Raw genomic sequence first — 25,871 nt, 5'->3', positions numbered from 1 at the left:
ATTGAGAAAAGGCAAGAACCCATGAGCATCAACAGTGCAATGCTCGCCGGCGTGTCGGGGCTGGTGGCCAATTCATCCTCCATGGCGGCGATCTCCGACAACATCGCCAACCTGAACACCACCGCCTACAAGCGCAGTCAGGTGAACTTCGCCAACATCGTCACCTCCCAGGCGGTGAAGGGCCGCTACAGCGCCGGCGGCGTGCAGGGCGTGACCCGCCAGTACATCGCCCAGCAGGGCCTGATCCAGTCGGCGGCCTCGTCGACCGACCTGGCGATCTCCGGCGACGGCTTCTTCGTGGTGACCGAAAAGGCGGCGGGCCTGACCAACGCCGACACCCGCGTCTTCACCCGCTCCGGCTCGTTCTCGCCGGACGCCGACGGCTATCTGAAGAACGACTCCGGCTTCTACCTGCAGGGCTGGCCCGTGAAGGACGACGGCACGTTCGACACCGATCCGTCGGACCTGACCCGCCTGCAGCCGATCAACGTGAAGAACCTGGGCTCGGCGGTGAAGGCGACCTCGAACGTGGTGGTCACCGCCAACCTGAACGCCCAGGGCACGCTTTCGCCGGACCTGGGCACCTATGCCCCGACGGCCGGCAACAGCATGGCCGACTACGCCAACGACCCGACGACCGGCACCGCGCCGGACTTCGAGATCGAGATGAACGTGGTCGACTCCCAGGGCGGCACCCACCGCCTGACCATCGGCCTGATCCGCAAGGACCCGACCACCAACCCCAACGAATGGTACGCCGAAGTCTACGGCGACCCGTCCGAGGTGAACGCGAGCCCGTCGGGCCAGATCGCGGCCGGCACCCTGGCCTTCACCGGCGACGGCGCCCTGGACCTGGCCAACAGCGACCTGTTCGGCTCGCTCGGCGCCTCGCCGACCATCACCCTGGACGCCTCCGGCGGCACGGCTCCGAACTGGGCCGACACGCTCGGCATCAAGGCCCAGACCATCAGCCTGAACCTGGACCAGCTGACCCAGTACAACAGCGCCTCGGCCGTGAAGTCGGTGAACCCCGACGGCGCGACGGTGGGCAACGTGGTGGGCGTGGAAGTCGACGAGAACGGCTACGTCTCGGCCATCTTCGACAACAGCGAGGTGCGCCAGATCGCCAAGGTGGCGATCGCCACCTTCCGCAATCCCGACGGCCTGCAGTCGGTGAGCGGCAACTCCTACCGCTCCACCATCCAGAGCGGCGAGTACACGATCCAGGAACCGGGCGTGGCCGGCGCGGGCAAGATCTCGCCCTCCACCTTGGAAGCCTCGACCGTCGACCTGTCCTCGGAGTTCACCGGGCTGATCACGACGCAGAAAGCTTACTCAGCTTGCTCCAAGATCATCACAACCGCGGATCAGATGTTGGACGAACTTATCAATATCCGTCGCTAATCCTAGGGATTAACCGAAGGTAACTTGAGCTTTCGTCTTCGACTGTATCATTTTCGTACACGGGGGAACGAATGATTAGCTGTTTCTTTACTATTGCGATTCAGCCGCTGTTAGGAGGCGGCGTGTATCTTTCCACCAAGCAGTGATGGTGGGAAAGGCGTAAAGCCATGTTGCAACAACAGCAGACGCGCACGAACAGCCGCGGAGAGCCGTACGTGATCGGGCCGACGGGCGCGCCTTTGACGCTGGCTGATCTGCCGCCCCGGGACACCGGGCGCTGGGTCATCCGTCGCAAGGCCGAGGTGGTCGCCGCCGTGCGCGGCGGGCTGCTGACGCTCGACGAAGCCTGCGAGCGTTACTCGCTGACCAGCGAGGAGTTCCTCGCGTGGCAGAAGTCGATCGACCGCCACGGCATGGCGGGCCTGAGAACCACCCGCCTCCAACAGTATCGCTGAGCCGATCTCCCCAACGTGAGGTTCGCGACTTGCGGCCGCGCTCCCCCCGGGCGCGGCCGTCTTCATGTCCGCAGGGCCTCAGCGGCGCACGGGCCGCACGTTCGGATCATAGGCCTCGGCCGGCCGGATCAGGATGGTGATGCGCTCGCGCTGGCCGGCTCGCCGCTCCACCAGGAGCCGCGCCACCTGGGCGTCGTCGTGGAAGGCGTAACCCTTGATCGCGTCGAGGATCGCCTTGGCCAGGTTGTCGAGGTCGATCCAGGGCGGGTCGCCCACATAGTCCATCAGGATGTCGACGGCGTACTCGCCCCAGGCCGGCCGCGCCCCGCGCCAGGCCTTGCGGAAGAACTCGTGGATCAGGGGCTTGTAGTACTTGGCCTGGGTGGTCAGGCCCTCGACCGTGATCTCAAGTTCGCCCTCGCCCGAGCGCGCGCGCACCTTGCCGTGCTGGATCCAGCCGTCGTCCATGCGCCTTCCTAGCGCGGTTTCCGCCGCCGCCTAGCCCCATCGCGCGTGGAACGCCTTGCAGTCTGGCTCCACGCCGCTAAACCGCGTGCGACGTTCCGGCTGGAGGCAATTCGATGACCGCGACCCGCACTGAAACCGACACCTTCGGCCCCATCGAGGTCGCGGCCGACCGCTACTGGGGCGCCCAGTCGCAGCGCTCAATCGGCAACTTCAAGATCGGCTGGGAGAAGCAGCCCAAGCCGGTGGTCCGCGCGCTGGGGATCGTCAAGCGCGCCGCCGCCGAGGCGAACATGGAGCTGGGCAAGCTCGACCCCGAGATCGGCAAGGCCATCGTCGCCGCCGCCCAGGAGGTGATCGACGGCAAGCTCGACGACCACTTCCCGCTGGTGGTCTGGCAGACCGGCTCGGGCACCCAGTCGAACATGAACGCCAACGAGGTGATCTCCAACCGGGCGATCGAAATGCTCGGCGGGACCATGGGCTCGAAGAAGCCGGTGCACCCGAACGACCACGTCAACATGAGCCAGTCGTCCAACGACACCTATCCGACGGCCATGCACATCGCCGCCGCCGAGCAGGCGGCCAACGAACTGCTGCCGGCGCTGAAGCACCTGCACGGGGCGCTGGACGCCAAGGCCAAGGCCTTCGCCCACATCATCAAGATCGGCCGCACCCACACCCAGGACGCCACGCCGCTGACCCTGGGCCAGGAGTTCTCCGGCTACGCCCAGCAGGTGGCCAACGGCGCGGCCCGCATCGAGCAGACCCTGCCGGGCCTGCTGGAGCTGGCGCAGGGCGGCACCGCCGTGGGCACGGGCCTGAACGCGCCGGTGGGCTTCGCCGAGCTGGTGGCCGAGAAGATCGCCGCGATCACCGGCCTGCCGTTCGTCACCGCCCCCAACAAGTTCGAGGCGCTGGCGGCGCACGACGCCATGGTCTTCAGCCACGGGGCGATCAACACCGCGGCCGCCTCGCTGTTCAAGATCGCCAACGACATCCGCTTCCTGGGCTCGGGCCCGCGCTCGGGCCTGGGCGAGCTGTCGCTGCCGGAGAACGAGCCGGGCTCGTCGATCATGCCGGGCAAGGTCAACCCCACCCAGTGCGAGGCCATGACCATGGTCTGCGCCCAGGTGTTCGGCAACCAGGCCACCATGACCTTCGCCGGCGCCTCCGGCCACTTCGAGCTGAACGTCTTCAACCCGGTGATGGCCTACAACTTCCTGCAGTCCTGCCGGCTGATGGCCGACGCGGCGATCTCGTTCACCGACAACTGCGTGGTCGGCATCGAGGCGCGCGAGGACAACATCAAGGCGGCCCTGGAGCGCTCGCTGATGCTGGTCACGGCGCTGGCGCCGAAGATCGGCTACGACAACGCCGCCAAGATCGCCAAGACCGCGCACAAGAACGGCACGACCCTGCGCGAGGAGGCCGTCGGCGGCGGCTATGTGACGAACGAGGAGTTCGACGCCGTCGTCCGCCCGGAAAACATGATCTCGCCGGGGTGAGTGACGCCGGCGCGACGGCGCGCTAACCTTCCGACATGGGCAAGGCCGGACTCAAGATCGACGCGGATCTGCTCGCTCAGGCGCAAGCCGCCGGCGTGCCGGCGGAGTTGGTCGCCGAGCATGCCCTGCGCGAGGCGATCCTGGCGACGTCCGGCGCGGCCGCGGCCGACGCGCGGGCGGCCAAGTGGGCCGCGGAGAACGCCGAAGGAATCGCCGACTACAATCGCCGCCTCCGCGACCGCGGGCTCGTCGGCGATGAGTTCCGGAAGTGGTGATTGCGTCAGTTCGACGTCTACGCCAATCCCTCGAAGGTCTCCGTACGGTTCGCCCCGTATCTGGTCGTTCTCCAATCACACCATCTTCAAGGTCTCGATAGCGTCATCGTCGCGCCGATCCTGCGCGATGCGGAGCGAGCGCTCGCCTAGCTCGAAATTCCGGTCGTGATCGCCGCCGAAACGCTTACGGTCGCCGTCGCCGAGCTCTTCGCAATCGACCGGGCGCTGCTAAGCCGCCTCGTCGGGGATTTGCGCGAGCATGAGGACGCTATCCGTCGCGCGCTGGACCGGCTGCTCACCGGCTTCTGAAAGCTACGTCCGCCGGGCGACGGCGAAGTCGGCCAGGGCTTCCAGCGCCGGGCGCCAGCTATTGGAGCTGAAGTCGGACAGGGACGCCTTGGCGCTGTCGGCGTAGCCGCCGGCCAGCTCAAGGGTGGCCTCCAGGGCGCCGGTCTCGGCCATCAGCACGCGGGTGCGGGCGAAGTCCTCGTCGGTCTGCTCGCGCCGGTCGACGGTGCGCACCCAGAAGTCCCGCTCGGCCACGCCCGTGCGCTCCATCACCAGGAGCAGCGGCAAGGTCGCCTTGCCCTCGCGGAAGTCGTCGCCGGGGTTCTTGCCGAGCTCGTCGGAAGCGCCGCTGTAGTCCAGGGCGTCGTCGACCAACTGGAACGCCAGGCCCAGGTCCTGGCCGAACTGGCGAAGGGCGCGGCAACGCTCGGGGCTCGCCCCGGCGACCACGGCGCCGGCCTCGGCGGCGGCGGCGAACAGCTCGGCGGTCTTGGCCTTGATGATCTCCAGGTAGATGTCCTGGGTCAGGTTCAGGTCGTGGGCGCGGGTGAGCTGCAGCACCTCGCCCTCGGCGATCACGCGGCTGGCGCGGGCCAGGATCTCCAGGGCCTGCATGGAGCCGGCCTCGACCATCAGCTCGAAGGCGCGGGCGAACAGGAAGTCGCCGACCAGCACGCTGGACGGCGCGCCCCAGATCAGGTGGGCGGCCACCTTGCCCCGGCGCAGCTCCGAGGAGTCGACCACGTCGTCGTGCAAGAGGGTCGCGGTGTGGATGAATTCAACGGCCGCGGCCAGCTTCAGACAGGCGTCGTCCCGCGCCCCGGCCAGCCGCGCGGCGGCGATCGTCAGGAGCGGGCGCAGCCGCTTGGCCGAACCGCCGATCAGGTGCTCGGCGAGCGCCGGGATCACCGCCACCGGGCTCTGCATCCGATCCCGGATAAGGGCGTCCACGCCCGCCATGTCCGGGCGAGCAAGGGCCAAGAGGCCGTCGATCGAGGCCGGCTTGGGACGGATGGGCGCGCTGACTGCGTCCACGGACCTCTGCACTCCATGTTTGACGGCTCGCCGTATATGCGATCGCCGTTTGCCCGGGACAATGGTCACGCGATAGGGGACGGTCAAGGCGCGCATCCACCGCAATCACACCGCCATGGACGAGACCAGTCTGCGACAGAATGACACTGGCGTCACCGAGGACCGTCTGCTCGACGGCCAAATCGTGTTGCGCCAACCGCGCCATGGCTATCGGGCGGGCCTGGACGCGCTGTTGCTGGCCCAGGCCTGCCGCGTCGAGCCCGGCGCGCGGGTGATCGAGGCCGGCTGCGGGGTGGGCGCGGCCCTGCTCTGCGCGGCGCGACTGAACGAGGGCGCGAGCTTCACCGGCGTGGAGCGCGATCCCGCCGCCGCCGCCCTGGCCCGCGCCAACGCAGAGGCCAACGGGCTGGCCGAACGGGTGACGATCCTGGAGGCCGACGTCGCCCAGCCCTTCAAGCGGCTGGGCCTGCCCCCGTTCGACGCGGCGATGGCCAACCCGCCGTTCTTCGACGACCCGGCGGCCCTGCGCGCGCCCTCCCCGGCCAAGCGCGGCGCCTGGATCGCCGAAGAGGGCCTGGCCGCCTGGACCGGCTTCCTCCTGAAGGCGGTGCGTGAAGGGGGCGTGATCAGCATCATCCACCGCGCCGACCGGCTGGGCGACCTGCTGGCGCTGTTGAGCCCCAAGGCCGGCTCGATCCAGGTGCGCCCGGTGCAGCCCTTCGCCGACGCCCCGGCCAAGCGGGTGCTGGTGCGGGCGATCAAGACCGGCAAGGCGCCGCTCGCGCTGCTGCCGCCGCTGGTGCTGCACGAACGCGGCGAGAGCGGCTTCACGCCGCAGGCCGACGCGATCCTGCGCGGGAGCGCCTCCCTGTCCTGGGACTGACCGCGGGCGAGCGGTCCGTTGACGGGCGGCGGGGCGGCGCCTACCTTCATCCCCGACAGCCCACGCGATCGGAAAGGAGGGTGTGCAGATGACTGTGTTCGACCGCGCCCGCCTTCGCGGCGCCGCCACTAGGCTCGCCTGATCACGCTCGGCTCATCACGCTCGACTGATCGCGCGACAGCCCTGGCGGACGCCTGACCCGGCCCCGATCCAGGGATTCCCAAATTGATCGACACCTACGGCTGGAGCGAACGGCTCCAGCAGCAATTCGTCCCGCACGCCGCCCAGGGCCTCGTCCCCGGCCGCGTGATCGTCCAACAACGCGGCCTTTATCGGCTGGCGACGCCGCATGGCGAGCTCGCCGCCGAGCTTTCCGGCCGCTTCGTCCACGAGGCCCAGCCCGGCGACCATCCGGTGGCCGGCGACTGGACCGCCTGCCTGGCCCGCCCCGGCGAGGGGCGCGCCAGCATCCGCGCCGTCCTGCCGCGGGACGGCGTCTTCCGCCGCAAGGACCCCGACGGCGGGGTCCAGGTGGTCGCCGCCCACGTGGACGTGGCCCTGCTGGCCGCCTCGCTGAACGCCGACCTCAGCCTGCGCCGGCTGGAGCGCTACCTCGCCGCGGCCTGGGAGAGCGGCGCGACGCCGGCGATCGTGCTGACCAAGGCCGCGCTCTGTCCCAACGTGGAGGACCTGGTCCTGGCGGTGGAGACCATCGCCTTCGGCGCGCCGGTCCTGACCGTCTCGGCGCTGGAGGGCGAGGGCCTGGAGGCCGTGCGCGCCCTCCTTCCGCCCGGACGCACGGGCGTCTTGCTCGGCAGTTCCGGCGTCGGCAAGTCGACCCTGGTCAACGCCCTGGTCGGCGAAGACCGCATGGCCACGCGCGAGATCCGCGAGGACGATGCGAAAGGCCGCCACACCACCACCCACCGCGAGCTGGTGGTGCTGCCGGGCGGCGGGCTGCTGCTCGACACGCCAGGCATGCGCGAACTCGGGCTCTGGGACGCCGACGAGGGCGTGGCGGCGACCTTCGCCGACGTCGAGGCGCTGGCCGCTCAATGCCGCTTCTCCGACTGCGCCCACGAGCACGAGCCCGGCTGCGCCATACAGGCGGCGATCGAGGCCGGCGAGCTCGATGCGGATCGCTGGCGCGGCTACGTCAAGCTGCAGCGCGAGCTCGCCTGGCTGGACCGGCGCGACGACCCGCTCGCCCGGCGCGAGCAGCGCCGCGTGTGGACCCACCGCACCAAGACCTTCCGCGCCCACCTGAAGCAGCGGGACCGCGAGCGATGAGGCCTACTCCCGATACCAGGTCACCTGATGGCTGACGGCGAGCAGGGTTCCGTCGTCGGCCCACAGCTCGCCGGACTGGTCGGCGAACCCGCCGCGGAAGGCGCGCGCGTCGGCCACGGCCAGCAGGGGCCGGGCGCCCTGGCGCGCCAAGTCCGCCTCCCCCGCCAGGAAGTAGGTGGTGAGCGAGACGGTGGCGACGGGAATGAAGTAGCCGCGCACCAGGAGGATGCGCACGATGAAGGTGTCGGCCAAGCCCGCCAGCGCCTCGTAGTCCAGCGCCCGCTCGGGCTTGTCGCGCACCCACAGCTTCGAGCGGGCGGGCGCGATCTCGCCCGGCGGCTCCAGGTCGAAGGTGGAGCGGCCCTCCATCACGCGGAACTCGTACTGCGAGAGCCAGGCGTTGCGGCCGGCGGTGGGCATCGCGGGCACGCTGGAGGGATCGTCCGCCGGCGGCGGCGCGGCGCTGGCGTGCGCCCAGGTCTGGCGTTCGGCGCCGGTGACCACGCTGCCGGTGGTGACGGTTCCGCGCCCCTCCTGGCTCATCTCCACCTGCCAGTGCTGGGTGGAGCGGCCGTCGCGCGCCAGGCGCACCTCGATGACGAAACCGCCCTCGCCGATCGCCGCGCAGAAGTTCACCGTCTGCGCCACCGGGCGGCCGCGCCGCGCGGGGTGAGCCAGCACCGCGCGCAGCAGGAGCGCGGCGGTGACCCCGCCGAACGGCCCGCCCATGTTCCAGTATTCCGGCGTGGTGCGCCCGCCGAAGCGCCCCTCGCCCAGGGCCTCCAGCTCCAGCGCGACATCCAGCGCGTGTCGGCTCATGCCCTCTCCTCCCTGCTCCGGCCCAGCTTCACCGGCCTCTTAGGCCGCGTCGATGACCAGACAGGTCAGCAGCAAAGAAAAAGGGGGCGGATTCGCATCCGCCCCCCATGCTCCAGCGATGGACGCCGCGATCAGTTGCGGGCGGTGTCCACCAGCTTGTTCTTCGTGATCCAGGGCATCATGGCGCGCAGGCGCTGGCCGACGTCCTCGATCTGGTGCTCGGAGGCGCGGCGGCGGGTGGCCTTGAAGCTGGGCTGGCCCACCGCGTTCTCCAGCATGAAGTCGCGCACGAAGCGGCCCGACTGGATGTCCTCCAGGACGCGCTTCATCTCCGCCTTGGTCTCGGGGGTGACGATGCGCGGGCCGGTCACGTACTCGCCGTACTCAGCCGTGTTGGAGATCGAGTAGTTCATGTTGGCGATGCCGCCCTCGTAGATGAGGTCGACGATCAGCTTCACCTCGTGCAGGCACTCGAAATAGGCCATCTCGGGGGCGTAGCCCGCCTCGACCAGCGTTTCGAAGCCGGCGCGGATCAGCTCCACCAGGCCGCCGCAGAGCACGGCCTGTTCGCCGAACAGGTCGGTCTCGCATTCCTCGCGGAAGGTGGTCTCGATCACGCCCGAGCGGCCGCCGCCGATGGCCGAGGCGTAGGCCAGGCCGAAGTCGAGCGCGTTGCCGGTGGGGTTCTGGTGCACCGCGATCAGGCACGGCACGCCGCCGCCCTTCTGGTATTCGCCGCGCACCGTGTGGCCCGGGCCCTTGGGCGCGACCATCAGGACGTCGATGGTCGACTTGGGCTCGATCAGGTTGAAGTGCACGTTCAGGCCGTGGGCGAAGAGCAGCGCCGCGCCGTCCTTGATGTTGGGGGCGATCTCTTCGGCGTAGATGCCGCGCTGCAGCTCGTCGGGCGCCAGCACCATGATGGCGTCCGCCCAGGCGGCGGCCTCGGCCACGCTCATCACCTTCAGGCCGTCGGCTTCCACCTTCTTGGCGGTGGCCGAGCCGGGACGCAGGGCGACGGCGACGTTCTTCACGCCGGAATCCACGAGGTTGAGCGCGTGGGCGCGGCCCTGGGAGCCGTAGCCTACGATGGCGATCTTCTTGTCCAGGATGCGGGCGAGGTCGGCGTCGCGATCGTAGTAGACGCGCATGATTGTTCTCCTGAACTCAGTGATAGCCGCGGGCTTGCGCAACGGCGCCGCAGCGAAGGCCGCGCTATCGACCGTTTTTTTGCCGAAAGGTCAAGCGACGGCGCGAGATTCGGGAGCCTTCGCCGCATGCGACGCCCCGCACGGCGCCGCATGCGGCGGATCGGTCACCAGAACAGGTCGTAGACCACCTGGACGACGCGGCCGGTGTAGGTGTCCACCAACAGGGCGTCGTCGCCCACCCGCACCCATTCATAGCCGAACGGCGGGATGGGCAGGCCATAGGCCCACCAGTCGTCGATGAAGTAGTTCGGCCCGTACCAGGCCCTGGGCAGGATGTCGCCGAAGCTCCAGCCGTAGGCGTACCAGCCGGCCGGCGGCCGGTAGGGCGTCACATGGTAGCGGCGCGGCGTCTGGTAGATCGGCGGATAGTAGCGCCGGTCGTAGCGCGGCCGGTCGCGGTCGTTCGGCCGGTGGCTGTCGTTCCAGTAGGGCTGGTAGCGGTCGCGGTCGCGATTCCAGTCGTGGTCGCCGCTGTAGCGGTCGCGGTCGCCCCGGTCGTTGTCGTAGCGATCATCGCCGGGACGGCCGTCGCCGGGGCGGTTGTTCCAGTCGTGACGGTCGCCGCCGCCGTTCCAGTTCTGATGGTTGTCGGCGCTCGGCGGCCGCGGCGCGGGCCGGGGCGTCGGCGCGCGGGGCGGCTGCGGGGCGGTCTGCGGCGGCGGCGGCGGACGCGAGTCCGGGCGCACGAGCACGCCGGCCGGCCCGGCGCGGCGGACCTCGCCCGACCTCTGCTGCTGCTGCTGCTGTTGCTGCGGTTGCTGTTGAGGCGCCGCCGCCGGGGCGGCGCGATAGGCCCGCGCCTCGCCGTTCGGCCGGTCCGGCGAGCCGCTGGAGCGCGTGCGCTGGCCGCCGTTCCACCCGCGGTCGGCGTCCTGCGCCAGGGCCTCGGCGGCGCTCGAGGCCAGCAAGGCGGCCAGGAGCGCGGTGGTGATAACCTTCTTCATCCTCGTCTTTCCGAATTGGCCGGCGCGAAAGGCGCAGGGCCAGTTCGTCCCTTCGTTAACGTTCATGCGCGGACTTGGCTGAACGGGGGTTGAACAAGCGGCCCGGGCGCGGGACACAGGCGGCCTCGCAACCAACGGAGGGTCAGGCGGATGGCGGCCACGCCTCAGGACGTCGTGGGCTATTGGCGAACGGCCGGCCCCCAGAAGTGGTTCGCCAAGAGCGCCGCGTTCGACGAGGCGCTGCGCCTGCGCTTCGAGCCGGTGCATTTCGCCGCCGCCCGCGGCGCCTACGACGGCTGGGCGGCCGAGCCGGAGGGGGCGCTGGCGCTCCTGCTGCTGCTCGACCAGTTCCCGCGCAACCTGTTCCGCGAGTCCGGCCACGCCTTCGCCACCGACGGCAAGGCGCTCGCCATCGCCCGCGCGGCCCTGGACGCCGGCCACGACCGCAATGTCGACCCGCAGCTTCGGGTCTTCTTCTACCTGCCCTTCGAGCACTCCGAGACCCTGGCCGACCAGGCGCTTTCGGTGCGCCTGTGCACCCGCCTGCGCGAGGAGACCGGCGACGGCGAATGGCTGAAATATGCGGTGCTGCACGAGGAGATCATCGCCCGCTTCGGCCGCTTCCCTCACCGCAACGCCGCCCTCGGCCGCACCACGACGCCGGAAGAAGCGGCGTTCCTGGAGAGCGGCGGATTCAAGGGCTGACACGATTGTGGACGAGCGCTTCGCCGCAGTCGTCGGGCGCCGCGAATCAGCTTTGATTCGCTGCTAGCCAGGACCGCCTATGAACGCCTACGCCGCCATCGCCGAGACCTATGTCGCACCGGACGATCATCCGGAGTGGCAGTACCTCGGCCTGCTGCGGGACATCTTGGAAAACGGCGTCGAGCGCGGCGACCGCACCGGCACGGGCACGCTGGGCGTGTTCGGCCGGCAGATGCGCTTCGACCTGGCGCAGGGCTTTCCGCTGCTGACCACCAAGAAGCTGCACAGGAAGTCGATCATCCTGGAGCTGCTGTGGTTCCTGCGCGGCGACACCAACGTGCGCTGGCTGCAGGAGCGCGGCGTCAGCATCTGGGACGAGTGGGCCGACGAGGCCGGCGAGCTCGGGCCGGTCTACGGCAAGCAGTGGCGCTCGTGGACGGCGCCGGACGGGCGCGTGATCGACCAGATCTCGGCCGTGGTCGAGAGCCTGAAGACCACGCCGAACAGCCGCCGCCACATCGTCTCGGCCTGGAACCCGGCCGACGTGGACGACATGGCGCTGCCGCCGTGCCACTGCCTGTTCCAGTTCTTCGTGGCGCCGAACGGAAAGGGGGGCGGCAAGCTCTCCTGCCAGCTCTACCAGCGCTCGGCCGACGTGTTCCTGGGCGTGCCGTTCAACATCGCCAGCTATGCGCTGCTGACGATGATGGTGGCCAAGGTGACGGGGCTGGAGCCGGGCGAGTTCGTCCACACCCTGGGCGACGCGCACCTCTACCTGAACCACCTGGACCAGGCCCGCGAGCAGCTCACGCGCGGCCCCCAAGCCTTGCCGCGCATGACCATCGCCGACAAGCGGGACCTGTTCGCCTTCGAGTATGAGGACTTCAAGCTCGAGGGCTACCGCCCCCTTCCGGCCATCGCCGCGCCGATCGCGGTCTAGGCGCGGGCCCCGCGCCGGGCTAATCGAGGCCCATGTCCCACGTGATCCTGACCGCCGGCCCCATCGCCCGCGACCGGCGCGGCGTCATCGGCCGCGGCGGCGTTCTGCCCTGGCGGCTGAAGACGGACCTGGCCAACTTCCGCGCCGTGACCATGGGCAAGCCCGTGATCATGGGCCGCAAGACCTGGGAGAGCCTGCCGAAAAGGCCGCTGGCGGGCCGCACCAACATCGTGCTCTCCAAGGACGGCTCGTTCGAAGCCAAGGGCGCCATCGTCTGCGAGGACTTCTCCGAGGCCGTCGGCATCGCCCGCGACCAGGCCGCCGACGACGGCAAGGACGAGGTGTGCGTGATCGGCGGGGCCTCGCTGTTCGCCATGGCCCTGCCCCGCGCGCGGCGCATCTACCTGACCGAGGTGGACGCCGAAGTGGACGGCGACATCCGCCTGGACGCCTTCGACGAGGCGGCCTGGACTGAGGTGCGCCGGGAGGCCCATCCGGCCGGCGAAGGCGACGAATTTCCTTTCACGATAAGGGTTCTCGAACGCCGCTGAGCCTGCCTATAGTCGCGCCCTATCAACGATAACCCAGAGGGAACGCAGGCATGGACGCGGTTGTGATCGCCGAAGGATTCGAGTTTCCGGAAGGCCCCATCGCCATGAACGACGGCTCGGTGATCCTCACCGAGATCAAGGGGCAAAGGCTCACCCGCGTGACGCCCGACGGCAGGAAGGAAACGGTGGTCGAGACCGGCGGCGGGCCCAACGGCGCGGCCATCGGCCCGGACGGCGCGATCTACATCACCAACAACGGCGGCTCGTTCGAGTGGCTGGACAACCAGGGCCTGACGATCCCCGGGCCGACGCCGCCGAGCCACAAGGGCGGCTACATCCAGCGCTTCGACCTGAAGACCGGCGCGCTGACCACGCTCTACACCGAGTGCGACGGCAAGCCCCTGGTGGGGCCCAACGACATCGTCTTCGACAAGCAGGGCGGCTTCTGGTTCTCCGACCACGGCTGCTCCACGCCGGACGGGCGCAAGTACGGCGGCATCTACTACGCCAAGATCGACGGCTCGCACATCAGCCGCCAGCGCGACCACATCGTCTCGCCCAACGGCATCGGCCTGTCGCCCGATGAGAAGGTGGTCTACCTGGCCGACACCCAGCTCGGCCGGCTGTGGGCCTTCGACGTGGCCGAGCCCGGCGTGCTCGGGCCGGCGCCCGGCTTCGCCCCCGGCCGCGTGGTGTGCAACCTGCCCGGCTACCAGCTCCTGGACAGCCTGGCGGTGGAGGCTTCCGGCAAGGTGTGCGTGGCCACCATCATCAACGGCGGGATCACCGCCTTCGACCCGGACGGCTCGGCCGAGCACTTCGCCTTCCCGGACCTGATCGTCACCAACATCTGCTTCGGCGGCGCGGACATGAAGGACGCCTGGGTCACCTGCTCGGCGACCGGCAAGCTGATGAAGGCCCGCTGGCCGCGGCCGGGCCTGAAGCTGAACTTCAACGCCTGACGGGAACGGCGGGCGGCCGCGTCAGACCGGCCGCTCGCCCTTGATCGTCACCCGCCGGCCCGAGCGGGCGTGGGGCCAGTAGTCCCAGATCGCATGGTGCTGGGCGCAGCGGTTGTCCCAGAAGGCCACCGCGTCCGGCGTCCACTTGAACCGGCACTGGAACAGCGGGTGCTGCAGGTGCTGGTAGAGGTAGCGCAGGAGGGCGTCGCTCTCTTCCTGCGGCAGCCCCTCGATGCGCGTCGTAAACGCCTGGTTCACATAGAGGCTCTTGCGGCCGGTCCAGGGATGGGTGCGCACCACCGGGTGCGAGGCCCTGGGATAGCTCGGCTTGTCGGCCACGCCGAGGTTGGCGTAGAGGCCGCGGTAGACGTGCTCGCCGTCGTGCACCGCGGTCAGCCCGTCCAGGTGCGCCTTCATGCGGTCGGACAGGGCCTCGTAGGCCGCGTACATGTTGGCGAAGATCGTGTCGCCGCCCTCCGGCGGGCATTCCAGGATCTGCAGGATCGAGCCCATCGGCGGCTCGGCGTCGCAGGAGACGTCGGTGTGCCAGCCCTCGCCGTTCGCCCGCTTGGAGTCGGCGTCGGCGGCGATGATCATCACCTCCGGAAAACCGGGCACGTGCGGCGCGGCCGGATGCAGGTGCAGTTCGCCGAACAGCTCGCCGAACGCCTTGTGCTGGGCCGCGGTCATCGGCTGGTCGCGGAAGAAGACGGCCAGGTTGTCGGCCAGCGCCTCGCGGATCTCCTCGACGACCTCCGGGTCCAGCGGCGCGGACAGGTCCACGCCCTCGATCTCGGCGCCGATCACCGGGCTCAGGCGGCGCACGCGGATATGGCGGTACTCGCCGGCGCGCCCGGCGGCGTTGCGGATGCGCGGGCCGCTGCGGACGCGCGGATTGGCCGTGGCGACGGACATAGGACCTCCCGGGTTTTCGCCGACTATAGCCTGGCGCCACGCGCGAAGCAGCCGGCGCGCCCAGCCATGCGGCGGCACAGCATTCACCACGACTCTAGGCACGCCTGAAGCAGCATAATCCAGATGTATTCAGTCGATCGCCGGACTAAATATAGTCGTAGTTTGATATTGATTATAATGTTCGCGCGAATAGGGGTTTCATATGGCGCGTCAATTCACGATATTTAGACTCAATTAACCTGAATCGATTGACTTGAGTGTCGCCCGCGACGTCTTGAGCGGGCCGCAATTGAGGAGCTCACCGATGAGCATGGAGATTTCGGGGGCCGCCGCCGCCGGCCAGATGCACGCCATGTCGGGCGCCAGCCGCGGCGCCCCGCCCCGGCAGAAGATGTCCAACCTGTTCGACGCCATCGACACGGCGGGAACCGGGACGATCGGCAAGTCGCAATTCGAACAGGCCTTCCAGACCAAGAACCCTCCGTCGGTGTTCAAGGCGCAGGGCGCGGACGCGATCTTCTCGGCCCTCGACCCGCAGGGGACGGGCTCGGTGTCCAAGGCCGACTTCATCTCGACCATGACCCAACTGATGGTCTCGCTGCGTTCGGGGGACGCGGCGCAGGGGACCGCCTCGTCGACCTCGCCCTCGCAGACGCTGGCCGACAGCCTGAACGGGCTGAACCAACTGGACGCGACCACGGTCGATCCCAACGCTCCGGCCGGCGGCGTCCTCGACATCAACACGTGACGACCAGCGGCTCGACGCCGACAGACGGCTCGTCGACGACGAGGTGACTCACGGCCAGCCCGGCGAGCCAGGCGGCGCCGGACCGGCCGAGCACCATCGCCGCCGTGGCCAGGGCCCCCGCCACGAGGCACTGGCCGGCGACGACGCTCACCGACGACAGCCCCCGGGCCGGCCAGCCGGTCCTGGGATCGAGGATGTGGCAGAAGCGCCGCCCTTCGATCTCGAAGAAGCGCTCATAGTCGCCGCTGGTCGCCAGCGCCCCCTCCGACAATTCGAACACGCCCACGGCCGCCTCCGGCTCGCGCGGGTGCCGCACGCCGAAACGCCAGGGCGCCCCGTCGGGCTGCGGGCCGATCACCCGGATGTCGCCGGCCAGGTTCACGAAGCCGTGGCGGACGCCGAGATCCATGCAGATGCGGGCCGCGCGGTCGGCCGCGTATTCCTTGCCCACGCCGCCGAAGTCGATCTCCATGCCCGGCCGCGCGAAGCCGAGACGGCCGTCGGCCAGGCGCAGCTTGTCCAGGCCGATCCGCGGCAGCCGGGCCGCGACCTGCGCCGGGTCCGGCAGCCGCGGCTCGGCGAAGGTCCAGACCTCGCGCAGGGGCCCCGTCGTCACGTCGAAGGCGCCGTCGCTGCGCGCATGGCAGGCCTGGGCGAAGCGGATCAGGCCCGCCGTCTCCGGGCCGACCGCGATGTCGCGGCCCGCGGCCGCCGCGGCGTTGATCTTCGAGATGACGCTGTCCGCCCGATAGCGCGAATAGACGGCCTCGATGCGCCTCACCTCGGCCTCCGCCGCGCCCGCCGCCGCATGGGCGAGCCCGGCGTCCTCGACCTCGAGCCTCAGGGAGCAATCCGAGGCCATGGCGAAGAACTCGTGGGTGTAGGTGGTCACGCCATCGGCCCGCGCTGCCAGTGACCGCGCGTCCACGACGCGCAGCCTTCACCGCATACGACGCCGCCGAGGCCGGAGCGCCTCAAGGCGAAATCGCCAGCGCGGCGCTGTCAGCCGTGGCCCAGGATCGCGCGACGCCGCTCGAGGCTGTCGGCCGGCCACAGGGTCCGCATGTCGTAATACACCTCGAAGGCCGGCGCGCCGTCCTCCAGCTTCACCCAGGGCAGCTTGGAGCGGGTGAAGATGTGCACGTCCGGCGGCAGGGCGGCCGGATCTTCGAGCGTCGCCACCCGCACGAAGCGCAGGGCCGGCCGGCCGCCGTAGTCCGACCACAGGGGGCCGGCGCAGTCGGGACAGCGGTAGACGTCGTGCGGGCGTCCGCTTTCGGTCTTCATCCGCCAGGGGCGCGGCTCGCCGGCCAGCATCTCGATGCGGTCGGTCTCGATCAGGGCGTTGACGGCGAAGGCGCCGCCGGTCTGCTTCTGGCAGTCGCGGCAATGGCAGCAGTGGACGAACATCGGCCGGCTCTTCAGCCGATAGCGCACCGCCCCGCAGAAGCACGCGCCCTCGAAGGTCTCGCCCACGGCCGCCTCCCTAGAACTGGACGCTGATCGCCATCACGCAGCGCGGCGTCCCGTCCACCACCGACACGCTCGCGGGCTTGCCGACGCCGGGCTGGAAGTGGAAGGTCCCCTTGGCGGTCGTCACCTCCAGCACGATCGGGCCGGAGAACTGGCACAGCGGCACATAGTCCTCCTTGTCGCCCTTGCCGGCGGCCACGGCGGAGCAGTCCACGTGCCCGGCGCGGCGGGAGAACCGCACGCCGTTGAACACCAGCGGCTTGTTCGGGGCGTACTGCGGATTGGCCCAGGGCCCGGAGAAACCCTCCGGGCAGGCCGGGCCCACCAGCTCCCAGGGCTTGGCGCCGGCCGTGGCGCCGGCGATGGCCTGGTTGTGCGCGGTGTTCTGGGAGATGAACAGCACCGCAAAGCCGATGCCGACGGCCGCGACCACGGCGGCCATGGGAATCCACCGGCGCAGCCCCCGGCCGGCGAAGCTCTCCGCAACCTGGGCGCCCGAACGCAACTGAGCCATGCCGACCGATCTTCCCTCAACGCCTTGGACCAACGGCGCGCATCAGGCGCCAGACCCGTGGCGGGATCAAGGAGGCGGGCGCCGATTGGCGGCCGGCCTCCCCGTCCGAGGACGTCGGCGCCTGCTAGCTCAGCGTGGCCAGGGCCGCGCGGTCGTAGCTCATCAGCTCGCCGGTGCGGCCTTCCTTCACCTTCAGCGCCCACTCCGGGTCCTGCAGCAGCGCCCGGCCGACGCCCACCAGGTCGAAGTCGCCGCGCTCCAGCCGGCGCAGGAGTTCGTCCAGCGAGGCGGGCTGGCTCTGCTCGCCGCCCCAGGAGGCGATGAACTCGCCGCTCAGGCCGACCGAGCCGACGGTGATGGTGGGCACGCCGGTCAGCTTCTTGGCCCAGCCGGCGAAGTTGAGGTCCGAGCCCTCGAACTCCGGCTCCCAGAACCGGCGCTGCGAGCAGTGCAGGATGTCGGCGCCGGCGTCGACCAGGGCGCCGAGCCAGGCCTCCATGGCCTTGGGATCGTGGGCCAGCTTGACCTCGTAGTCCTGCTGCTTCCACTGGCTGATGCGGATGATCACCGGATAGTCGGGGCCGACGGCCTTGCGCACGGCGCGCAGGATGTCGGCGGCGAAGCGCGCCCGGCCCGGCAGCTCCTTGGAGCCGTAGGCGTCCTCGCGGACGTTGGTGCCTTCCCAGAAGAACTGGTCGATCAGGTAGCCGTGGGCGCCGTGCAGTTCCACCGCCTCGAAGCCGAGGTCCTTGGCCGCCTTGGCCGCCTCGGCGAAGGCGGAGATGGCGTCGGCCACCTCGGCGTCGGTCATCGCCTCGCCGAACTGCTTGCCGGGACGCGACAGGCCCGAGGGGCTGTCGTAGGGCCCAGGCGGGGTCCATTCCGGATCGCGCGTCTTCACCGCGCCCACGTGCCAGAGCTGCGGGGCCATGGCGCCGTGCGCCTCGTGCACGGCCTCGATCACCCGCTTCCAACCGGCCAGCTCCTTGTCGCCATGGAAGCGCGGCACGTTGGGATCGTTCAGCGACGCCGGCCGGTTCACGCCCGTGCCCTCGGAGACGATCAGCCCGACCTCGGCGGCGGCCCGGCGCTTGTAGTACTGCGCCACCTCCTCGGTGGGCACGCCGCCCGGCGAGAACGAGCGCGTCATCGGCGCCATCACGATGCGGTTCTTGAGGTTCAGGCCCTTGAAGGCGAAGGGCTGGAAGAGGGCGTCGGCGGCCATGGGGGCTCCGTTCAAACGGCTGTTCGAACTGAGGTTTAGCCGAAGCCGGCGCGCGGCCGCAGCTCAAAAATTCTGAAAGCGGCTAGAGCGCCTATCGCCCGTAGGCCTCGGCCTCCAGCGCGCCGAACAGCTCCAGCGCCTTGGCGTCGCCGAACGGCAGGACTTGGCTCATGAACACCCCGCCCTTCCCGGCCGCCCGGTCGACCCAGTAGTAGCAGTTGGCCAGGCCCGCCCAGGCGAGGCTGCCGGCGCTGCGGCCGTTGGGGCCGGCTTCGGGCGTGATCATGGTCGCCAGGCCCCAGCCGGTGCGCATGTCCGGGAACAGGTCGACGTCGTTGGTCATGGTCGGCAGGGCGCTTTTCCAGGCGCCGGCGCGGCGTTCGCCGGTGTGCACCTGGCTGAGCAGGTCCACGGTCTGCGGCGACAGCAGGCGCACGCCGTCCAGTTCGCCCCCGTTCAACAGCATGCGCACGAAGCGGCCGTAGTCGCGCGCGGTGCTGAACAGCCCGCCGCCGCCCGACCAGGCGCCCGGCCCCTGGGGCATGGCGAAGGGGATCGGCGCGAGGCTCCCGTCCGGCAGGCGCGCGTGCACGCCGGCGCGGCGGGCCTCCTGCTCGGGGCCGGGGACGAAGGCGGTGTCGGCCATGCCGAGCGGGCCGAAGACGTGCTCGGCGAAATAGGCGTCCAGGCTCTGGCCGCTGGCCGCTTCGATCACGAAGCCGGCCCAGTCGATGCCCACGCCGTAGACCCAGCCTTCGCCGGGATCGAACTGCAGGGGCTGGATGTAGTCGGCCTTGGTCCCGGTGTTCACCGGCCCGCCCAGGCGCAGGAGGTCCGGCGAGAGGAAGCCGTAGGCGTAGCCGGAGGTGTGGGTCAGCAGCTCGCGCAGGGTCGGCGCCCGCCTGGCCGGACGCAGGCGCGGCGCGCCCGCCTCGTCGAAGCCTTCCAGCACTTTCAGGTCGCGAAATTCCGGCACGAGCCCGGAGAGGTCGGCGTCGAGGTCGAGCACGCCCCGTTCCACCAGTTGCAGGGCGGCGATCGAGGTGACCGCCTTGGTCATGGAGGCGATCCAGAACACGGTGTCCGGCGTCATGGCCGCCTCGCCGCCGACCGCGCGCAGGCCCTTGGCCGTCTCGAACGCCACCCCGTCGCGATCCACGACCACCGCCGTCGCGCCGGCGATCTCGCCCGCGGCCACGGCCGCCTGCAGGCGGCTCTCGAAATCCGTCGTCATCCTGGCGTTCCTTCCTCCCGGCCCGCGGCCGAGCGCGACAGTGCGTCAGGCGCCGCGCCGCTGGCAAGGCGCGGAAGGACGGCGGGCGGCTATCGGCCGGCGCGGGCCAGCGCCGCCTGGACCTCGATCCGGGCCGCCTCCATGTCCCGGCGGAACGCCGGCGAGGACTGCTCGGCGCCGTAGATGAGCGCGCCGGCCAGGATGCCGGCCTCCACGGCGCTGTAGCTGTGCGCCCCGCAGATGTAGCGGCTCTCGGCGAACTCGCGCCCGCGCGCATAGAGGGCCGCGGCCCGCTGCGGCGCCAGTTCGGCCAGGATCATCGCCACGTGCATGCCATAGGCCGAGTGACCGGACGGATAGTCGGGATTGCCCGCCAGGTGCGCCGTCTTCGGCTGGCAGATCGGCTGGTCCGTGCCGATGTAGGGGCGCTTGGTCCCCCAGTGGGCCTTGGCGTCCCCCACCACCGAGCGGTCGTCGCCGGCCCGCTCCAGGAGCGCGGTGAGCACCGGGGCCTCCTGCGGCGTCAGGCGCACGCCCAGGGCCTCGGCGAACTGGTCGTAGGCCTCGCCGTCGACGTCGGCCGTCGCCAGCTTCCAGCGCTCGCTCCCGCGCAGGGCGCGCGTCTCGGCGAAGATCGCCGCGTCGGCCTTGGCGCGCGGCGAGCCCGGCGCCGGCGGCGGCGCGAGGGCCACCGTCAGGTCCGGCCTGGCCGAGGGCGCCAGATAGCCGCCGGGATCGGCCTGCACCGCCGGGGCCGGCGCGGGCTCTGCGAGGGCCGGCGCGGCCAGGACCAGGGTGAACGCGACCACGAACGCGCGCATGACGAATCTCCCGAACCGACAAACGGTCGCTGATAGCAGCCCGTCGTGACAGCTCCGCGTACCGGCTGAACCAAGTGATTCGGCGAATCAGTTTCCAAGTTCAAGGCGTTGTTTCGTATAGACTTATCCTGACCGCCTTGAAGCCGGCCGAACCGGCTGACGAGCGCCGCGGCGCCCGCCGGGCGGGCGATCAATCCGGCGTGTCCCGCCCTCGTCGGGGCGGCTTCGCCATAGAGTTGTCACGGTCTACAGTCTCGCTTCGCGCGGGAGCCAGCCATGACCGCGACGACCCTCGCCCGCGACGACCGTTCCAGCCGCCGCCGCAGGTGGGCGGTGCTGGCCCTGTCCGCCGCCGCGCACCTCGCAGCGTTCGCCCTGCTGGCGCACCTGAAGGGCGACGTCGAGCCGCTGGCCGAGACGCCGGCCATCCAGGTGCGGCTCGTCGACCTCGCGCCCCGCCAGGCGCGGCGGACGCCTGCGGCGACACCGTCGAAGCCCTCGGCCCCGCGCCTGCACGTCCCCGCCCCGCCGCCCGCCCCGGTCGAGCCGGGGCCGGCCACGCCGACGCCCGACGCCGCTCGGACAGAGGATCTCTTCTCGGCGCCGTTCCTGGACGGCCGGCGCGCTCAGGCCCCCGCCCAGCCCCGGCGGCCGCGGTGCGATCCCAAGGATCGGGGGACCGAGCGGGAGAGCGCCGACTGCCGCCGCGAAGCCGAGGCGGCGCGGGCCTTCACCCGCGCCAGCGACCCCGACAAGGACGAAGGCGCCGACGGCGAGTTCGCCCGGGAGGCCCGCCACAAGGAGGCGATGAAGCGCTACCACGAACTGCCGGGCGACGCCGGATATCCCGGCATCGGCTGCGCCGTCTTCCATCGTTGCTGACGAGGCGCGTCCAGGGCTTGACCAAGAGGCCCGGAAGGATCATTTGCCCGGCGCGCAGCCCGGCCAGCGCCGCGCCGCACAACACAGGAACCCAACCCCATGCCGAGCGACAGTAGTCGATCGCCTTCGCCGTCGCGCCCGCTCGTGGCCTGACCTTCCGGGGTTTGCTCGCCACGACCCGCCCGACGGCGGATCGAAAGGTGAGCCATGCAAGACTTCCGCATCACGGCGGCCGCGCCCGTCGATCCCATCCTGCTCGCCGAGGCGTTCGACGAGCATGTCGCCGACGTCGTCGCGCGGCTGAACGCGCAGGACGCCGAGACCGCCGCGTCGGTGGTGGCGCACCTGCCCCTGGAACGTGCGGCCGAGGTGTTCGACCGGCCCGAACTCGCACGCGCGGGCGAGCTGATCCTGAGGCTCCCCGAGGGCCTGGGCGCGCGGCTGCTCAAGGCCATGTCCGCGGACCGCGCAGCCGACACCCTGCGCGAGCTCGATCCCGAGGACCGCACGGCGCTGCTGTCCGGCGTCGACTTCGAGACCGCCCAGTCGCTGAAGCTGCTGCTCGCCTATCCCGAGGGCACGGCCGGCAGCCTGATGACGACGGAGGTCGTCAGCGTGCCGGCCACGGCCACGGTGGCCGAGACCCTGCGCCACATCCGCCAGGTGGAGCACAGCCGCGAGACCGTCTACGCGATCCTGGTGGTCGATCCGCAGACGCGCGCCCTGGTGCGCGTGGCGACCCTGCGCCAACTGATCATCGCCGATCCCGAGGCCACGATCCTGGAGGCGGCGCCGGCGCGCGCGCCGATCACCGCGCCGGCCGACGCCGACCGCGACGAGGTGGCGCGGCTGATCTCGATCCACGACCTCCTGGCGCTGCCGATCCTGAACGCGCGCGGCCAGGTGCTGGGCATCGTGACCGTCGACGACGTCATCGACTCCATCGTCGCGGCCAGCACCGAGGACGTGCAGAAGTTCGGCGGCGTCGAGGGGGTGAGCGAGCCCTATCTGCAGATCACCTTCCCGACCATGATCCGCAAGCGCGCCGGCTGGCTCAGCGCCCTGTTCATCGGCGAGATGCTCACCGCCAGCGCGATGCAGCACTTCGAGGACGAACTGGCCCGAGCCGTGGTGCTGACCCTGTTCATACCGCTGATCATGAGCTCGGGCGGCAACTCCGGCTCGCAGGCCACCTCGCTGCTGATCCGCGCCCTGGCGCTCGGCCAGGTCCGCCTGGGCGACTGGTGGAAGGTGGCGCTGCGCGAGATCCCAACGGGACTGGCGCTCGGCGCCATCCTGGGCGTCGTCGGCGTCATCCGCATCGGCGTCTGGCAGAGCCTCGGCGTGTACGACTACGGGCCGCACTGGCTGCTGATCGCCCTGACCGTCGGAGCCGGGCTCGTCGGCATCGTGACGTTCGGCTCGCTCGCCGGATCGATGCTGCCGTTCGTGCTGAAACGGCTAGGCTTCGACCCGGCCAGCGCCTCCGCGCCGTTCGTGGCCACCCTGGTGGATGTCACCGGCCTGGTGATCTACTTCAGCGTGGCCCTGCTGATCCTGCACGGCACGCTCCTGTGACCAGACGGCTGGGGCTCGTCAGAGCCCCAGCACCATCTTGGCCATGATGTTGTGCTGGATCTCGTTGGACCCGGCGTAGATCGAGGTCTTGCGGTAGTTGAAGTAGGTCGGCGCCACGGTGGCGGCGTAGTCCGGTCCGGCGCGGGGCACGTTGGTCTCGCCGCGCAGCTCGGCCCAGGTGTCGCGCACGAAGGGCTGGGCGTAGAGCCCGGCCGCCTCCAGCGCCAACTCGGTCACCGCCTGCTGGGCCTGGCTGCCTTCCAGCTTGAGCATGGAGGACGCCGCGCCCATCGCCTCGCCGGCCGCGCGGGCCGAGAACATGCGAAGCTCGGTGGCGTTCAACGTGTCGACCTTGATCTGCATCTCCGAGAGCTTCCGGCGGAAGTCCGGGTCGTCGATCATCCGCCGGCCGCCATCGGAGGCCTCCACGCTGGCGATCTTGCGCACCTTGTTGAGCTGGTTGGTCAGGCCCGCCGCATAGGGGTTCCCGCGCTCGAACTGCAGGAGGTACTTGGCGTAGGTCCAGCCCTTGCCCTCCTCGCCGATGCGGTTGGAGACCGGCACGCGGACGTTCTCGAAGAACACCTGGTTGACCTCCTGGTCGCCTTCGGGCGGGCCGTCCAGGGTGGGGATCGGCGAGATGGTGATCCCCGGCGTCGTCATGTCCAGCAAGAGGAAGCTGATGCCCTGCTGGCGGATGCCCTCCGAGGAGGTCCGCACCAGGCAGAACATCCAGTCGGCCCACTGGGCGTAGGTGGTCCAGATCTTCGAGCCGTTCAGCACGTAGTGGTCGCCGTCGCGCTCGGCCTTGAGCGAGAGCGAGGCCAGGTCCGAGCCGGAGCCGGGCTCCGAATAGCCCTGGCACCACCACACGTCGGTCGACAGGATCTTGGGCAGGTGCTGGGCCTTCTGCTCGGGCGTGCCGAAGGCCATGACCACCGGGGCGCACATCTTCAGGCCCATGTTCGAGGTGGACGGGGCGCCGGCCAGCGCCATCTCCATGTCGAAGATGTACTTCTGCGCCTGGCTCCAGCCCGTGCCGCCGTATTCGGTCGGCCAGTCGGGGGCGATCCAGCCCTTGTCGTGCAGGCGCTTGAGCCAGCGGACCTGGCCTTCCTTGTCGATGTGGCCGTTCTTGGACTGGGCCGACTTGGCGCGCATGTCCTCGTCGAAGGCCTCGGCGATGAAGGCGCGGACCTCGTCGCGGAACTTCAGGTCTTCAGCGTTGAATTCCAGGTCCATGGCCCTACTCCACCGCGTCCAGATATTCGATCTCGGGACGGCCGCCCATGCAGGGGCCCATCTTGGCGCCGGCGGCCTTGAAGTAGTCGGTGCCGCCGTGGTGCTTGAGCGCGTCCGCGTCGACGTACATCTCCAGCACCTTGTAGACCGTGGGGTCGGTGCGGCTCTTGGTGAGCTGGTACATCAGGCAGCCGGGCTCGTTGGCCTTCACCTGGGCGGTGAGATCCTTGAACACCGCTTCGAATTCAGCGCCCTTGCCTTCCTGGACCTTGAGGGTCGCCACCACGCCGATCATGTCGTTCTCCCAACACTTGTTTGAACGCAGACGGTAGTCGGCGCGCGCGCCGGGAGCAAGGCGCGTTCGATGCAAGCGATATGGGAGCGTCTAGCCGCGCGCGGCGGTCAGGGCCGGTCGTTCCAGCCGTAGGCGACCCAGTGGTGGCCGCCCAGGTGATGGGCTTCGATCACCCCGTCGGTGCGCCGGCGGGCGGCGCCGCGGCGGGCGCGGAAGGCCAGGCCGGTCAGGGCCAGGAGCGCGCTGGCCATCACCGCGATGACCACCACGGTGGCGGCGAAGAAGAGGGCCAGGACAGCGCCGATCGCCACGGCCAGGGTCGTCGCCAAGGCGCCGCCTACGGCGACGAGGCTGCGAAACGCCGAACCGGGACGAGTTGCGAATTCCCTGACCATCTCTTTCGCCTCCGCCGTCTTCTTACGGCCTGCAGTTCATGTCGGCATGGCGCGGCCGGCGATCAAGCACTCTAGCACCAAAAACCGCGCGATCCGACATCATGCCGCACCCGCAGGCGCCAGAGCGCGGCGCTCGCGCATGGCCGCGTCGAAAGCGGCGTTGATGGCCGCCGCCTTGGCCTCGGCGAGCGCGATGAACTCGGCCGGCAAGCCCCGGGCGCGCGCCCGGTCGGGGTGGGCTTCCACCAGCGCCCGCTTCCAGGCCGCGCGCAGCTCCTCGTCGGGCGCGTCGTGCGGCGTCTCCAGGATGGCGTAGGGGTCGTCCTCGGCCAGGCCCAGGTGCGTCGCCTTCAGCCGGCGGAAGGCGAGCGGCGACATGGCGAACAGGTCGGACACCCGCTCCAGGTAGGCCATCTCGTCGTCGGTCACCGTCCCGTCGGAGGTGGCGATGTGGAACAGGCCGTCCAGCACGTCCTCGAGGATCTGCGGGCAGCCGGCGTAGCGCTTGGCCAGCCGCCGCGCGTAGCTTTCGAAGCCGCGCGTGGTCTGGCGGGCGAACTCGTAGAACCGGCGCACGTCCTGCGCCGAGCGGCCCTCGGGGTGGAACACCTCGGCGAAGGTCTCGTATTCAATGTCGCGGGCCTTGCCGTCGGCCTTGGCCAGCTTCGCGCCAAGCGCCGTCACCGCGGTCGAGAACGCCGGGTCTTCGCCCGGCATGCCGGGAGGGCAATCGGGGCAGTCCGCGAAGTCGGGACGGCGGGCCGCGAGCCCTGCAATTTTGCGCCAAAAGCTCATGGGAGTAAGCGGAAGCCTA

31 protein-coding genes are annotated in these 25,871 nt (G+C 70.2%); 15 read left to right on the top strand and 16 right to left on the bottom strand.

Annotation, left to right across the window (positions count from 1 at the left end; all coding sequences use genetic code 11):
• The first annotated feature begins 21 nt into the window (after positions 1–21).
• A complete protein-coding gene (locus ACE3TA_RS06625) occupies positions 22–1,404 on the top strand; it encodes a flagellar hook protein FlgE (RefSeq protein ID WP_374571779.1) in 1,383 nt (460 codons plus the stop codon).
• A gap of 167 nt (positions 1,405–1,571) precedes the next feature.
• Positions 1,572–1,859 carry a DUF1153 domain-containing protein gene (locus ACE3TA_RS06620; RefSeq protein WP_374571777.1) on the top strand — a complete coding sequence of 96 codons (288 nt, stop codon included), beginning with the start codon at positions 1,572–1,574 and terminating at the stop codon, positions 1,857–1,859.
• A 78-nt stretch (positions 1,860–1,937) separates the two neighbouring features.
• Here the strand turns inward: ACE3TA_RS06620 and ACE3TA_RS06615 are convergent, their stop codons facing one another.
• Positions 1,938–2,327 (bottom strand): RusA family crossover junction endodeoxyribonuclease, encoded by a 390-nt coding sequence (locus tag ACE3TA_RS06615; protein ID WP_374571775.1) that lies wholly within the window; start codon positions 2,325–2,327, stop codon positions 1,938–1,940.
• 113 nt (positions 2,328–2,440) lie between these two features.
• On the opposite strand from ACE3TA_RS06615, the gene fumC reads away from it, so the two are divergent.
• Genes fumC through ACE3TA_RS06595 form a run of 4 tightly spaced genes read left to right on the top strand, consistent with a single transcriptional unit; the run spans position 2,441 to position 4,416 of the window.
• Complete coding sequence (fumC, locus tag ACE3TA_RS06610) at positions 2,441–3,832, top strand: class II fumarate hydratase (RefSeq protein ID WP_374571773.1); 1,392 nt, start codon at positions 2,441–2,443, stop codon at positions 3,830–3,832.
• A gap of 35 nt (positions 3,833–3,867) precedes the next feature.
• Positions 3,868–4,107, top strand: coding sequence for a type II toxin-antitoxin system CcdA family antitoxin (locus ACE3TA_RS06605; RefSeq protein WP_374571771.1), 240 nt, complete (start codon positions 3,868–3,870; stop codon positions 4,105–4,107).
• Positions 4,108–4,257 (top strand): CcdB family protein, encoded by a 150-nt coding sequence (locus ACE3TA_RS06600; protein ID WP_374571769.1) that lies wholly within the window; start codon positions 4,108–4,110, stop codon positions 4,255–4,257. It abuts the gene before it with no gap.
• A gap of 15 nt (positions 4,258–4,272) precedes the next feature.
• Positions 4,273–4,416 (top strand): hypothetical protein, encoded by a 144-nt coding sequence (locus ACE3TA_RS06595; RefSeq protein ID WP_374571767.1) that lies wholly within the window; start codon positions 4,273–4,275, stop codon positions 4,414–4,416.
• Between the two features lie 3 nt (positions 4,417–4,419).
• Here the strand turns inward: ACE3TA_RS06595 and ACE3TA_RS06590 are convergent, their stop codons facing one another.
• Positions 4,420–5,388 (bottom strand): polyprenyl synthetase family protein, encoded by a 969-nt coding sequence (locus ACE3TA_RS06590; RefSeq protein WP_374572398.1) that lies wholly within the window; start codon positions 5,386–5,388, stop codon positions 4,420–4,422.
• Positions 5,389–5,545: 157 nt separating this feature from the next.
• Between ACE3TA_RS06590 and ACE3TA_RS06585 the strand changes: the two genes are divergently transcribed.
• Together ACE3TA_RS06585 and rsgA are read left to right on the top strand one after the other, a co-directional pair.
• The gene (locus ACE3TA_RS06585; RefSeq protein WP_374571765.1) at positions 5,546–6,313 is read left to right on the top strand and encodes a tRNA1(Val) (adenine(37)-N6)-methyltransferase; all 768 of its coding nucleotides are present in this window, start codon (positions 5,546–5,548) and stop codon (positions 6,311–6,313) included.
• A 225-nt stretch (positions 6,314–6,538) separates the two neighbouring features.
• Positions 6,539–7,603: a ribosome small subunit-dependent GTPase A gene (rsgA, locus tag ACE3TA_RS06580; protein ID WP_374571763.1), complete on the top strand. Its 1,065-nt coding sequence runs from the start codon at positions 6,539–6,541 to the stop codon at positions 7,601–7,603.
• A gap of 3 nt (positions 7,604–7,606) precedes the next feature.
• On the opposite strand, the gene ACE3TA_RS06575 is transcribed toward rsgA, so the two are convergent.
• The 3 genes from ACE3TA_RS06575 to ACE3TA_RS06565 form a co-directional block, all read right to left on the bottom strand.
• Positions 7,607–8,422 (bottom strand): acyl-CoA thioesterase, encoded by an 816-nt coding sequence (locus tag ACE3TA_RS06575; protein ID WP_374571761.1) that lies wholly within the window; start codon positions 8,420–8,422, stop codon positions 7,607–7,609.
• 131 nt (positions 8,423–8,553) lie between these two features.
• Positions 8,554–9,573, bottom strand: a complete 1,020-nt coding sequence (ilvC, locus tag ACE3TA_RS06570; RefSeq protein ID WP_374571760.1) for a ketol-acid reductoisomerase — start codon at positions 9,571–9,573, stop codon at positions 8,554–8,556.
• Between the two features lie 164 nt (positions 9,574–9,737).
• Positions 9,738–10,577, bottom strand: coding sequence for an RcnB family protein (locus ACE3TA_RS06565; RefSeq protein WP_374571758.1), 840 nt, complete (start codon positions 10,575–10,577; stop codon positions 9,738–9,740).
• Between the two features lie 150 nt (positions 10,578–10,727).
• On the opposite strand from ACE3TA_RS06565, the gene ACE3TA_RS06560 reads away from it, so the two are divergent.
• The 4 genes from ACE3TA_RS06560 to ACE3TA_RS06545 all read left to right on the top strand — a co-directional run bounded on the left by ACE3TA_RS06560 (position 10,728) and on the right by ACE3TA_RS06545 (position 13,735).
• Positions 10,728–11,282: a DUF924 family protein gene (locus ACE3TA_RS06560; RefSeq protein WP_374571756.1), complete on the top strand. Its 555-nt coding sequence runs from the start codon at positions 10,728–10,730 to the stop codon at positions 11,280–11,282.
• 79 nt (positions 11,283–11,361) lie between these two features.
• Positions 11,362–12,222, top strand: coding sequence for a thymidylate synthase (locus tag ACE3TA_RS06555; RefSeq protein WP_374571754.1), 861 nt, complete (start codon positions 11,362–11,364; stop codon positions 12,220–12,222).
• A gap of 32 nt (positions 12,223–12,254) precedes the next feature.
• Complete coding sequence (locus ACE3TA_RS06550; protein WP_374571752.1) at positions 12,255–12,773, top strand: dihydrofolate reductase; 519 nt, start codon at positions 12,255–12,257, stop codon at positions 12,771–12,773.
• 50 nt (positions 12,774–12,823) lie between these two features.
• Entirely contained in the window at positions 12,824–13,735 is a 912-nt protein-coding gene (locus tag ACE3TA_RS06545) for an SMP-30/gluconolactonase/LRE family protein (RefSeq protein WP_374571750.1), read from the top strand.
• A 21-nt stretch (positions 13,736–13,756) separates the two neighbouring features.
• Here the strand turns inward: ACE3TA_RS06545 and ACE3TA_RS06540 are convergent, their stop codons facing one another.
• Entirely contained in the window at positions 13,757–14,650 is an 894-nt protein-coding gene (locus ACE3TA_RS06540; protein WP_374571748.1) for a TauD/TfdA dioxygenase family protein, read from the bottom strand.
• A 304-nt stretch (positions 14,651–14,954) separates the two neighbouring features.
• On the opposite strand from ACE3TA_RS06540, the gene ACE3TA_RS06535 reads away from it, so the two are divergent.
• Entirely contained in the window at positions 14,955–15,398 is a 444-nt protein-coding gene (locus ACE3TA_RS06535) for an EF-hand domain-containing protein (protein ID WP_374571746.1), read from the top strand.
• On the opposite strand, the gene ACE3TA_RS06530 is transcribed toward ACE3TA_RS06535, so the two are convergent.
• The 6 genes from ACE3TA_RS06530 to ACE3TA_RS06505 all read right to left on the bottom strand — a co-directional run bounded on the left by ACE3TA_RS06530 (position 15,388) and on the right by ACE3TA_RS06505 (position 20,665).
• Positions 15,388–16,290, bottom strand: coding sequence for an FAD:protein FMN transferase (locus tag ACE3TA_RS06530; protein WP_374571744.1), 903 nt, complete (start codon positions 16,288–16,290; stop codon positions 15,388–15,390). The two genes, ACE3TA_RS06535 and ACE3TA_RS06530, sit on opposite strands and share 11 nt — an antisense overlap.
• 110 nt (positions 16,291–16,400) lie before the next feature.
• Positions 16,401–16,874 (bottom strand): GFA family protein, encoded by a 474-nt coding sequence (locus ACE3TA_RS06525; protein ID WP_374571742.1) that lies wholly within the window; start codon positions 16,872–16,874, stop codon positions 16,401–16,403.
• Positions 16,875–16,884: 10 nt separating this feature from the next.
• Positions 16,885–17,385, bottom strand: coding sequence for a hypothetical protein (locus ACE3TA_RS06520; protein WP_374571740.1), 501 nt, complete (start codon positions 17,383–17,385; stop codon positions 16,885–16,887).
• Positions 17,386–17,509: 124 nt separating this feature from the next.
• Positions 17,510–18,610, bottom strand: a complete 1,101-nt coding sequence (locus ACE3TA_RS06515) for an NADH:flavin oxidoreductase (protein ID WP_374571738.1) — start codon at positions 18,608–18,610, stop codon at positions 17,510–17,512.
• A gap of 91 nt (positions 18,611–18,701) precedes the next feature.
• Positions 18,702–19,844: a serine hydrolase domain-containing protein gene (locus ACE3TA_RS06510; RefSeq protein ID WP_374571736.1), complete on the bottom strand. Its 1,143-nt coding sequence runs from the start codon at positions 19,842–19,844 to the stop codon at positions 18,702–18,704.
• A gap of 89 nt (positions 19,845–19,933) precedes the next feature.
• On the bottom strand, positions 19,934–20,665 hold the full coding sequence (locus ACE3TA_RS06505) for a phosphatase PAP2 family protein (RefSeq protein WP_374571734.1): 732 nt from the start codon (positions 20,663–20,665) through the stop codon (positions 19,934–19,936).
• Between the two features lie 276 nt (positions 20,666–20,941).
• On the opposite strand from ACE3TA_RS06505, the gene ACE3TA_RS06500 reads away from it, so the two are divergent.
• Together ACE3TA_RS06500 and mgtE are read left to right on the top strand one after the other, a co-directional pair.
• Positions 20,942–21,547, top strand: a complete 606-nt coding sequence (locus tag ACE3TA_RS06500; RefSeq protein WP_374571732.1) for a hypothetical protein — start codon at positions 20,942–20,944, stop codon at positions 21,545–21,547.
• A gap of 207 nt (positions 21,548–21,754) precedes the next feature.
• Complete coding sequence (gene mgtE, locus ACE3TA_RS06495; RefSeq protein WP_374571730.1) at positions 21,755–23,125, top strand: magnesium transporter; 1,371 nt, start codon at positions 21,755–21,757, stop codon at positions 23,123–23,125.
• A gap of 18 nt (positions 23,126–23,143) precedes the next feature.
• On the opposite strand, the gene ACE3TA_RS06490 is transcribed toward mgtE, so the two are convergent.
• The 4 genes from ACE3TA_RS06490 to ACE3TA_RS06475 form a co-directional block, all read right to left on the bottom strand.
• Complete coding sequence (locus tag ACE3TA_RS06490; RefSeq protein WP_374571728.1) at positions 23,144–24,367, bottom strand: acyl-CoA dehydrogenase family protein; 1,224 nt, start codon at positions 24,365–24,367, stop codon at positions 23,144–23,146.
• Positions 24,368–24,371: 4 nt separating this feature from the next.
• Positions 24,372–24,662, bottom strand: coding sequence for a putative quinol monooxygenase (locus tag ACE3TA_RS06485; RefSeq protein WP_374571726.1), 291 nt, complete (start codon positions 24,660–24,662; stop codon positions 24,372–24,374).
• A gap of 107 nt (positions 24,663–24,769) precedes the next feature.
• On the bottom strand, positions 24,770–24,991 hold the full coding sequence (locus ACE3TA_RS06480) for a hypothetical protein (RefSeq protein ID WP_374571724.1): 222 nt from the start codon (positions 24,989–24,991) through the stop codon (positions 24,770–24,772).
• Between the two features lie 165 nt (positions 24,992–25,156).
• Entirely contained in the window at positions 25,157–25,852 is a 696-nt protein-coding gene (locus ACE3TA_RS06475; RefSeq protein WP_374571722.1) for a TerB family tellurite resistance protein, read from the bottom strand.
• Positions 25,853–25,871 lie beyond the last annotated feature (19 nt).

It is taken from the genome of Phenylobacterium sp. (assembly GCF_041916435.1).
GTDB lineage: Bacteria > Pseudomonadota > Alphaproteobacteria > Caulobacterales > Caulobacteraceae > Phenylobacterium.
Note: the sequence above shows the minus strand (reverse complement) of the source record. Positions and strands in the feature narration are given on the sequence as shown.

Excerpts from the sequence above, each read along its gene's own strand:
- ACE3TA_RS06625 (WP_374571779.1), top strand. The coding sequence starts at position 22 with ATGAGCATCAACAGTGCAATGCTCGCCGGCGTGTCGGGGCTGGTGGCC.
- ACE3TA_RS06620 (WP_374571777.1), top strand. The coding sequence starts at position 1,572 with ATGTTGCAACAACAGCAGACGCGCACGAACAGCCGCGGAGAGCCGTAC.
- ACE3TA_RS06615 (WP_374571775.1), bottom strand. The coding sequence starts at position 2,327 with ATGGACGACGGCTGGATCCAGCACGGCAAGGTGCGCGCGCGCTCGGGC.
- fumC (WP_374571773.1), top strand. The coding sequence starts at position 2,441 with ATGACCGCGACCCGCACTGAAACCGACACCTTCGGCCCCATCGAGGTC.
- ACE3TA_RS06605 (WP_374571771.1), top strand. The coding sequence starts at position 3,868 with ATGGGCAAGGCCGGACTCAAGATCGACGCGGATCTGCTCGCTCAGGCG.
- ACE3TA_RS06585 (WP_374571765.1), top strand. The coding sequence starts at position 5,546 with ATGGACGAGACCAGTCTGCGACAGAATGACACTGGCGTCACCGAGGAC.
- ACE3TA_RS06575 (WP_374571761.1), bottom strand. The coding sequence starts at position 8,422 with ATGAGCCGACACGCGCTGGATGTCGCGCTGGAGCTGGAGGCCCTGGGC.
- ilvC (WP_374571760.1), bottom strand. The coding sequence starts at position 9,573 with ATGCGCGTCTACTACGATCGCGACGCCGACCTCGCCCGCATCCTGGAC.
- ACE3TA_RS06565 (WP_374571758.1), bottom strand. The coding sequence starts at position 10,577 with ATGAAGAAGGTTATCACCACCGCGCTCCTGGCCGCCTTGCTGGCCTCG.
- ACE3TA_RS06560 (WP_374571756.1), top strand. The coding sequence starts at position 10,728 with ATGGCGGCCACGCCTCAGGACGTCGTGGGCTATTGGCGAACGGCCGGC.
- ACE3TA_RS06555 (WP_374571754.1), top strand. The coding sequence starts at position 11,362 with ATGAACGCCTACGCCGCCATCGCCGAGACCTATGTCGCACCGGACGAT.
- ACE3TA_RS06550 (WP_374571752.1), top strand. The coding sequence starts at position 12,255 with ATGTCCCACGTGATCCTGACCGCCGGCCCCATCGCCCGCGACCGGCGC.
- ACE3TA_RS06545 (WP_374571750.1), top strand. The coding sequence starts at position 12,824 with ATGGACGCGGTTGTGATCGCCGAAGGATTCGAGTTTCCGGAAGGCCCC.
- ACE3TA_RS06540 (WP_374571748.1), bottom strand. The coding sequence starts at position 14,650 with ATGTCCGTCGCCACGGCCAATCCGCGCGTCCGCAGCGGCCCGCGCATC.
- ACE3TA_RS06535 (WP_374571746.1), top strand. The coding sequence starts at position 14,955 with ATGAGCATGGAGATTTCGGGGGCCGCCGCCGCCGGCCAGATGCACGCC.
- ACE3TA_RS06520 (WP_374571740.1), bottom strand. The coding sequence starts at position 17,385 with ATGGCTCAGTTGCGTTCGGGCGCCCAGGTTGCGGAGAGCTTCGCCGGC.
- ACE3TA_RS06515 (WP_374571738.1), bottom strand. The coding sequence starts at position 18,610 with ATGGCCGCCGACGCCCTCTTCCAGCCCTTCGCCTTCAAGGGCCTGAAC.
- ACE3TA_RS06510 (WP_374571736.1), bottom strand. The coding sequence starts at position 19,844 with ATGACGACGGATTTCGAGAGCCGCCTGCAGGCGGCCGTGGCCGCGGGC.
- ACE3TA_RS06505 (WP_374571734.1), bottom strand. The coding sequence starts at position 20,665 with ATGCGCGCGTTCGTGGTCGCGTTCACCCTGGTCCTGGCCGCGCCGGCC.
- ACE3TA_RS06500 (WP_374571732.1), top strand. The coding sequence starts at position 20,942 with ATGACCGCGACGACCCTCGCCCGCGACGACCGTTCCAGCCGCCGCCGC.
- mgtE (WP_374571730.1), top strand. The coding sequence starts at position 21,755 with ATGCAAGACTTCCGCATCACGGCGGCCGCGCCCGTCGATCCCATCCTG.
- ACE3TA_RS06490 (WP_374571728.1), bottom strand. The coding sequence starts at position 24,367 with ATGGACCTGGAATTCAACGCTGAAGACCTGAAGTTCCGCGACGAGGTC.
- ACE3TA_RS06485 (WP_374571726.1), bottom strand. The coding sequence starts at position 24,662 with ATGATCGGCGTGGTGGCGACCCTCAAGGTCCAGGAAGGCAAGGGCGCT.
- ACE3TA_RS06475 (WP_374571722.1), bottom strand. The coding sequence starts at position 25,852 with ATGAGCTTTTGGCGCAAAATTGCAGGGCTCGCGGCCCGCCGTCCCGAC.